3 protein-coding genes are annotated in these 7,840 nt (G+C 69.0%); all 3 read right to left on the reverse strand.

Annotated elements, in window-relative coordinates; genetic code table 11:
- Nucleotides 1–13 precede the first annotated feature (13 nt).
- Genes AC1DSO_RS19555 through AC1DSO_RS19565 form a run of 3 tightly spaced genes read right to left on the reverse strand, consistent with a single transcriptional unit; the run spans nucleotide 14 to nucleotide 7,621 of the window.
- Nucleotides 14–1,576, reverse strand: a complete 1,563-nt coding sequence (locus tag AC1DSO_RS19555; RefSeq protein ID WP_477070395.1) for a flavin monoamine oxidase family protein — start codon at nucleotides 1,574–1,576, stop codon at nucleotides 14–16.
- An 11-nt stretch (nucleotides 1,577–1,587) separates the two neighbouring features.
- The gene (locus AC1DSO_RS19560) at nucleotides 1,588–4,752 is read right to left on the reverse strand and encodes an amidohydrolase family protein (RefSeq protein ID WP_477070396.1); all 3,165 of its coding nucleotides are present in this window, start codon (nucleotides 4,750–4,752) and stop codon (nucleotides 1,588–1,590) included.
- A 55-nt stretch (nucleotides 4,753–4,807) separates the two neighbouring features.
- Entirely contained in the window at nucleotides 4,808–7,621 is a 2,814-nt protein-coding gene (locus AC1DSO_RS19565; RefSeq protein WP_477070397.1) for a TonB-dependent receptor domain-containing protein, read from the reverse strand.
- Between the last annotated feature and the right edge of the window lie 219 nt (nucleotides 7,622–7,840).

Consider the following 7,840-nt stretch of genomic DNA (forward strand, 5'->3'; position numbering starts at 1 on the left):
GCGGCGGCGTGCGCTACGCCGCCGACACCCGGGCCTGGATCAGCTTGATCGCCTCGTGGGCCGACAACGCCGCGCCTTCCTGCCAGGCGTTGATGTAGCTCATGTGCTCGCCGGCGAAATAGAAGGCGCCGTCGGGCTTGCAGAGTTCGGCGTAGTCGGTGGCGCGCTGCTCGTCCTTCCAGCCGACCGCCACGCCCTCGCTGTAGGGCGTCTGCATCCACGACACCGTGAAGGGCTTGGCCAGCTCTTTGCCATGTCCCGGGTGGAACTTGTCGATCACCCGGCGCGAGACGGCGAAGCGTTCCTCGAACGGCATGGCCGCGTATTTCGGCGGCGCGTCGGGGCCCGAGAAGCCGATCGAATAGGCTCCGACGAGGATCCCGGTCTTCTCGCCGATGCCGCCGCTGGGGTACCAGACCAGCTCATTGGCCTCGTCGGTCCAGCCCAGGCCGCCATACTGGAAGTCGTCCTGCTCCCAGAACCGGCGACTCTCCCAAGCGACCTTGGTGCCGTGATGGTACTCGGCGGCCGCGATGGCCGACTTCACGCGCGGCGCGAAGTCCGACGGGATCTTGGCCAGCACYGGCAACGGGATGGTGCAGACGCAGAAGTCGGCCTCCAGCGTCTGGGGCCCGGCTGCGTCGACATAGGCGATCTGCACCCCTTTGGCGGTCTTGCGCAGCGCCTTGACCACCGCCCCGAACTTCACCGCCGGTTTCACCTGCTCGTAGAGGGCGTAGGAGATCCGGTCCATGCCGCCGACCGGCTGCAGCATGGTGGCCTGCATGTCGATGATCTCCTCGAAGATCAGGCTGGCGCCCCAGAACCGCGCCTTCATCATGTCGGCCATCCGTAGTGGATCGCCGCCCTTGGGCGGATGGGCGTAGCCGCCCGGCGCGGCGCTGAAGCCGGCGCGGGTCGAGCCGCTGTAGGCGTAACCCTTGCCCAGGTCGCCATAGGCCGAGAGATAGCCCAGCAGCTTCTGCTTATCGACGCCGGTCAGCTCCTGGTCCAGCGCGCCCTTGTCGACGGCCTTGGCCAGCAGCTCGGTGAAGGCGCCGCGGGTGTCGTCGACCGCCTGACGCTCGCTCACCACCTGGCCGGCGAAGTCCAGCTTGGCGGCGCGATTGGCGTTGACCATCACCTCCAGCGGCACGTTCAGCTCCTGGCAGTAGCCGAGGACCGCGTGGTGCCATTGCGGAATCCGGGCGGGGCCGGCGTTGAAATAGGCGTGCTTGCCCTCGGCCCAGTCGACCAGCTGGTCGGGACGCCCGGTCTGGACGATCTTGGAGCCGCCCCGCACCGACCAGGCGCGGCCGCCCGGACGGTCGCGCGCTTCCAGCACCGTCACCGCATAGCCCGCCTTGCGCAGTTCGTAGGCCGCCACCAGGCCGGCGATCCCCGCGCCCAGGATGGCCACCGACTTGCCCGCCCCGCCGCCGGCCGGCAGCTTCGGCGGACCAGCATAGGCGCGGGGCGCGGCCAACAGGCCCATACCCATCATGGTGGCGTACAGCGCGCTATAGCCGCCGGCCTTGCCCACGGACGTCAGAAAGCCGCGTCGCGAAATACCCATCGTCTCGTCCCCTAGACTTGCAGGCTGAAGGTCGGCGTGAAGCCGCAGGCGCCGTCGCAGCACGAGGCGCGGGCCTGGGCCAGGAAGTCGGGCTCGTGCCACCAGTATTCGGCCGAGGCTTCGCAAACGAACCGTCTGCCGCGATCGAGCGCGGCGTGCTGTGTGTGATCCGCGAACGGGCCAATCAGATCGGCGACCGAATAGACTTCGCCGTGTTTGATCACCTTGGCGACCTTGGCCGCGTCCTCGATCCGGGCCAGCGGATCGCCGTCGACCACGATGAGATCGGCATAACTTCCCGTCGTGATGGCTCCCAGCGGCTCGTCCAGATACTCGCCCGAGGCGCTGGTGGCGGTGACCAGGGCCTCGAACGGCGTCATGCCGTAGCGGACCATGGCCCGCAGGTTCATGTGCAGGCTGACGGCGTTGAAGTCGATCGGCGAGTCCGTGCCGGTGGTGATCCGCCCGCCCGCCCGGACGGTGCGCGCCACCTCGGCGACATTGCGGGCCAGCGAGGCCAGGATCGGCGTTCGGTCCATGCCGGCCATCTGCTTGGCCCGCTCCAGCAGTCGGGCATATTCCCACGGCGGATACAGCGCCTTGATGCGCGGATCGTCGACCAGCGAGCGGTCGTCGCCCAGCAAGGCCGTCGAGGTGAACAGGGTCGGCGTGCGGGCGGCCTTGCTGGCCACGAAGGCGGTGTTGACGTCCTGGTAGATGTTCCCCAGCGCGCTGACCGTGCGCGAATACCCGGTGCGGCTGGTCGCGCCCAGGTGCTCCATGCCGTCCATGCCCAGGCCCAGGGCTGGATAGTGGTAGTGCGAGGTCAGCGGCAGGCCCTTGGCGTGGGCCCAGGCGATGACCTCCTTCTGGCGCTCGCCCGACAAGCGGACATAGGTCTTGATCAGGTCGTACGACAGCGCCTCGACCCGCTTCAGCTCCAGCGCCATCTGGCCGGGCTCGGTGACGGGCCGCATGAAATTGTAGAAGATCCGCGAACCGTCGATCGCCTCGCCGGTGGCGTAGTAGCGCGGGCCGACCCGCTTGCCGGACTCGATCGCCTCCTGGTCCTCGACCGTGTGATAGGCCGGACCGCCGGGCGAGCGGGTCGTGGTGACGCCCAGCGACAGCCACAGCCGCCCTTCCCGGTCGCCGTAGCCGTAGCCCTGCATCTGGCGATGGGTGTGCATGTCGATCAGGCCCGGCATCACCGTTCCCGTCGGCGCGTCGATCACCGTCACGTCGGCCGCCACCTCGCCGCGCGGGGCGACGCCGGCGATGCGGCCGTCGGAGATCAGGACGTCAACGTTCTCGCGCAAGGTTGGCGACTTACCGTCCCACAGCCGCGCGGCGCGGACCACCATCCGCCCCTTGGGCCGGACATTGGCCCAGGTCAGACCGTGCGGCACGAGCTTGGGCGCGCCGCCCGTGGCTGCGATCAGCTTCAGCTGGCCGGCCGAGAGATAGACCAGGCTCTTGCCGTCGCCGCCCCAGCTGACCGCGTCGGTGACCTCGTCATTGAGGGGCTTGGGCGGACCCAAGAGCTTGCCGGTCTCGTCCACCGGCGAGACGTGCAGGCGGCTGGCGAAGACATAGGCCAGCGCCTTGCCGTCCGGCGACCACGCCGGGCCATCGTCGCCGCGCGTGCCCAGCGAGCGATCGGGCAGGATCGGGGCGTAGCTTCCCTTCCCGTTCGCCAGATCGACGGTCAGGATCTCGCTGAGGCCTTCGCGGAAGCGCGCCGAGTACGGCTTGAAGGCGGCGTAGGCGATGGTCTTGTCGCCCGGTCCCCAGGTCGGCTTGCCCGGTTCCCAGAGGTCGCCATAGACGCGGCGGGTCTCGCCAGTGGCGGCGTCGGCGACGAACAGGCCGCCGTTCTGGCTGAGGAAGGCGATCGACTTGCCGTCGCGCGACCAGGCGCCCGACACGGCCGCCCCATCGAAATGGGTCAGCTGCTTGCTGGCGCCCGTCGCCATGTCGCGCAGCCAGATGTCCAGCGAGCCGCCCTTGTCGGTCGAATAGGCCAGGGTCTTGCCGTCGGGCGACCAGGCTGGATCGACCTTGCTGAAGGCGTCCTTGGTCAAGGCCTTGGCCGGACCGCCGCCGATGTCGAGCAGGTAGAGGTCGTTCAGCGCCCGGAACACCACCTGGCGACCGTCGGGCGACAGGGCCGGACTGCCGATCCCGACCACCGGCCGGGTCTTGGCCGACAGGAAGTCACGGCTCTTCTTGGTGTAGCGCGGCGTCAGCACCGGGACCGTGGCGGTGAAGGCGATGGCCTTCGCCTCGCCCGCCGCGCGGCGTTTGATCTGGCCATCGGCCGTGTAGACGAACTCGCCAGACGGCAGCCACGAGGGGCGGAACGGGAAGACGTCCTCGCCCTGGACCACGGCGCCGGCGGCGTTGCGCAGCTCGGCCTTGCCGTTCTCGATGGCGGTGAAGACCACGTCCTGGCCATCCGGCGTGAAGGCCGGACTGGCGACCGAGGCGGCGTTGAAACGGTCGGCCGAGGCCTTGACCTTGGCCACCGTCCGCCGCGCGCCATCCAGGCCCTGGACGTCGATGCGGACCTTGTCGACCGTGAAGGCGATGCTCTTGCCGTCGGGCGCCCAGGAGGGTTCGAACTCGTCGCCGGGGCCCGCGCTGAAGGCGGTGATCGCGCCGCTGGCCACGTCCAGCAGGTGGACGCCGTAGCGTCCGCCCCGGTCGCTCGAGAACGCGATCGTCTTGCCGTCGGGCGACCAGCGCGGCTCGCGGCAGTCGAATACGCCCTTGGTCAGTGGCTTCAGGCCCGTCCCGTCGGCGCCGATGGTCCAGACGTGAAAGTTGCCGTCGCGATAGGACTGGAAGGCCAGCGTCTTGCCGTCCGGCGACCAGTCGGGCTGTGCGATCTCGTAGATCTCGTCGGTCAGCCGCCTGGCCGGGCCGCCCTCGATCGGGACCAGCCACAGCATGGCGTAGACGTCGAAGGCCACCGTCTTGCCGTCGGGCGAGGCCACCGCGCAGATGTTGGTGCCCTCGGTCGCCGTGACCATGCGCGTATCAGCGGCCAGCGGCTGGTCGGCCGCCTTCGCGCCCGGCGGCGTCAGGGCCGCCACGCCAGAGACGGCGATCGCCCCGCCACCGATCGAGAAAAGCCGGCGACGGCTGACGCCGCGCTTGGAACTCTTGGTCATCGTGAACTCGCGAGAAGGCCGGTCCGAGCGCTGGCCCGGACCGGCGGAACCAAGCCTAGAACCGGGCGGCGACGCGGGCGTAGTAGAAGCCGCCGCTGATCCCGTACGGGGAGTACTGATTGTAATAGGCGAAGGCGGGCGTGCCGCGATTGGCGGCCCGAACGCTGTCGGGATAGGCGTCCAGCAGGTTGTTGGCGCCGACGCTGAGCGTGATGCTGTCGCTCGCCGCGTAGCTGAGGTCGAGGTCGACGATCAGCTTGGGGCTGACGGTCTCGTCGTTGGCCGCCAAGGACGTGCGCTGGACGACCTCGCCGTAGCGGGTCAGGCGCAGGTTGGTGTCGAACTTGCCGAGGGTCCAGTCGGCGCCCAGGATGAACTTGTCCTTGGGCGTGCCGACGGTCAGGTCGCCGATCTTCACGCGGTCGATATAGACGATCCCCGCCGCCGCCAGGGCCGGTGGCGGCTGCACGACGCGGGTGAACTCGTTCTTGGTGTGGTTGGCCGAGAAGGTCCACCGCACCGCGCCGAAGTCGCCGAAGTCGGTGCGGTAGTCGACCACGAAGTCGATGCCGCGCGTCTTGGTGTCGGCGAAATTGCCGTAGTAGAAGGCCGCCTGCTGCGGGTTCAGGCCCTGGCTGGCCAGGGCGGTGCTGACGGCGGCGTTCGGGCCCAGCGTGCCGCTCTGCAGGATGCGGTTGTCGATCTTGATCTGGTAGACGTCGAGCGTGACGTTCATCCGCGGCAGCGGCTGGGCCACGATACCGACCGAATAGTTGGTCGACTTCTCGGGCCGCAGCGGCTTGGCGCCCAGGGCGATGGCGGCCGGGTTGTCCGGCGGCAGCAGTTGCACCGGATAGAGCTGGGTCGTGGTCGCCGGCGGCACGATCACGCCGATCGTGCTGGACGAGGCGTAGTGCTGCTGCTGCAGCGACGGCGCCCGGAAGCCGGTGCTGGCCGTGCCCCGGATCGCCAGGTGCGGCAGGATCGCGTAGCGGCCCGACAGCTTGAAGGTCTTGGCGTCGCCGAAGTCCGAATAGTGCTCGAAGCGGCCGGCCAGAGCGAACTCCAGCTTCTCGGTCACCTTCTGCTCGACGTTCAGGTAGGCCGAGATGTTGTCGCGCGAGAACGAGCCGGCCGAGAACGGCGGGAAGCCGGTCACGCCCTGCGAGCCACCCGCGAAGACCACGCCCGCCTGCGGGCTGCCGGCCGGGGCGACATAGCCGCCATTGATGTAAGAGGCCGGTTCACCAGCGACGATCTCGAACTTGTCGTCGCGATATTCGGCGCCCAGGGCCACGAACATCGGATCGGCGAACAGGCCGGTGTCGACCTCGCGCGTCAGATCCAGGTTGCTGGTCCACTCCTGGAATTTCAGCGTGCCGATGTAGAAATAGGTCGGGCTGGCCGGGCCCAGCGAGGCGTTCAGCGAGTTCTCGTAATAGTCGACGTCGTCGCGGCTGAAGGTCGTCGACAGGTCCCAGTCGAAGCCCAGCAGCCCCATGCCCTTGGCGCCGAACGCCACCTGGAAGTCGCGATCCTTCAGGAACAGGCGCGGCGTGTAGCCATTGGGGTTGATCGCCGTGATGTTGTTGGCGGCGTTGGGATTGCGGAAGGTCAGCCAGGCGGCGGTGTTGCGGCTGGAGAAGGTGCCGAACGAATAGAGGTCGACATTGTCGCTGAGCGGCGACCCGGCGCTGTAGCCCAGCGAGAACAGCTGCACCTGCGGCGAGCCGGGATGGCTGGTGTGGCGGTTAGCGGTGGCCTCGCGCGGATCGGGGGTCGCGCCGGCCGTCCCCACCCGCACCGGCTGGCCCGCGGCGTTCAGCGGGAAATACATCACGGTGGTGTTCGGGGTCTTGTCGCCGCGGTCGGTCGGGTCGGTGATCCGAACGTCGGCCGTCAGGTTGAGATAGCCGGCCTCGCCCAGCTTCATCCCGATATTGCCGGAGAACTGGCCGGTCTCGCCGTCGCCCTCGCCGGTCTTGCCGTAGAGCGCGGTCAGCGAGCCGCCTTCGGGGCTCTTCTTCAGGATGACGTTGATCACCCCGGCCAGGGCGTCGGAGCCATACTGGGCCGAGGCCCCGTCGCGCAGCACCTCGATGCGCTCGATCGAGGCCGACGGGATCAAGTCCAGGTCCGGCGGCGACTGGCCGTTCTGGGTGGTGCCGTTGACGAACAGGATGGCGGTGTTGTGCCGGCGCTTGCCGTTGACCAGCACCAGGGTCTGGTCGGCCGACAGGCCGCGCAGCGACACGGTCTTGATCGCGAAGCTGGCGCCCGCGCCGCTGTTGGAGGTGTTGGCCGACGGCACCAGGGTCGAGATCAGGTCGCGGGTCGACTGCTTGCCGCTCTTGGTCAGTTCGGCGGACGAGATGACGTCGATCGGCGCCATGCTCTCGGTGACCGTGCGCGAGGTCGAGCGGGTGCCGGTGACGATCACCTCCTCGATGATGCTGGGCGTCTCGGGCTCGGGCGGCGGAGCCGGCTCCGGCGCCGAGGCCAAGGTCCCGCCGGCGGCATTCGACCAGCCCGTGCGGATCAGGCCCGTGCGCGGCGGCGCCAGGATGATCGTCTTGCCGTCATTGGAGATCACCGCCAGTCCCGTGCCGGACAGCAGCTGCTCCAGGGCGCGATCGACCGGCAAGGCCCCCTTCACCGAGCCCGTACGCTTGCCGTCGGCGGCGTCCGACTGAACCAGGATCTGCACGCCAGCCTGGCGCGCGAACTGGCGGATGCCCGCCGCCGCCGGCTGGGCGTCGATCCTGAATGGCATGGCCTGGGCCAGGGCGGCGCCCGCGCTCAGCGCCCAGACGGCCGAGGCCGCGCAAAGCAGCCGCCGCCGGGCGGAGCGGTTCGTCCAGTCACGCATCGACAATCCCCCATCGTTCCGAGGTCCGCCACTCGCGGCCTCCTGACAGGACGAGGGATGGAACGCTGATTTCCGGGGGGCGCCGGCGCGATTGGTCCGATCACGGCTCAACACGCCCGCTTTCGCGCCAGCTGTGGACCTGGGCGCCCGTTTCGGATGCGAGTCGACCTCACCGGCCAGCCGCGCGGTAGTGTTGACCGCCGCGCGCTCGTCTCTTCC

It is taken from the genome of Caulobacter sp. P4_E5, assembly GCF_056401555.1.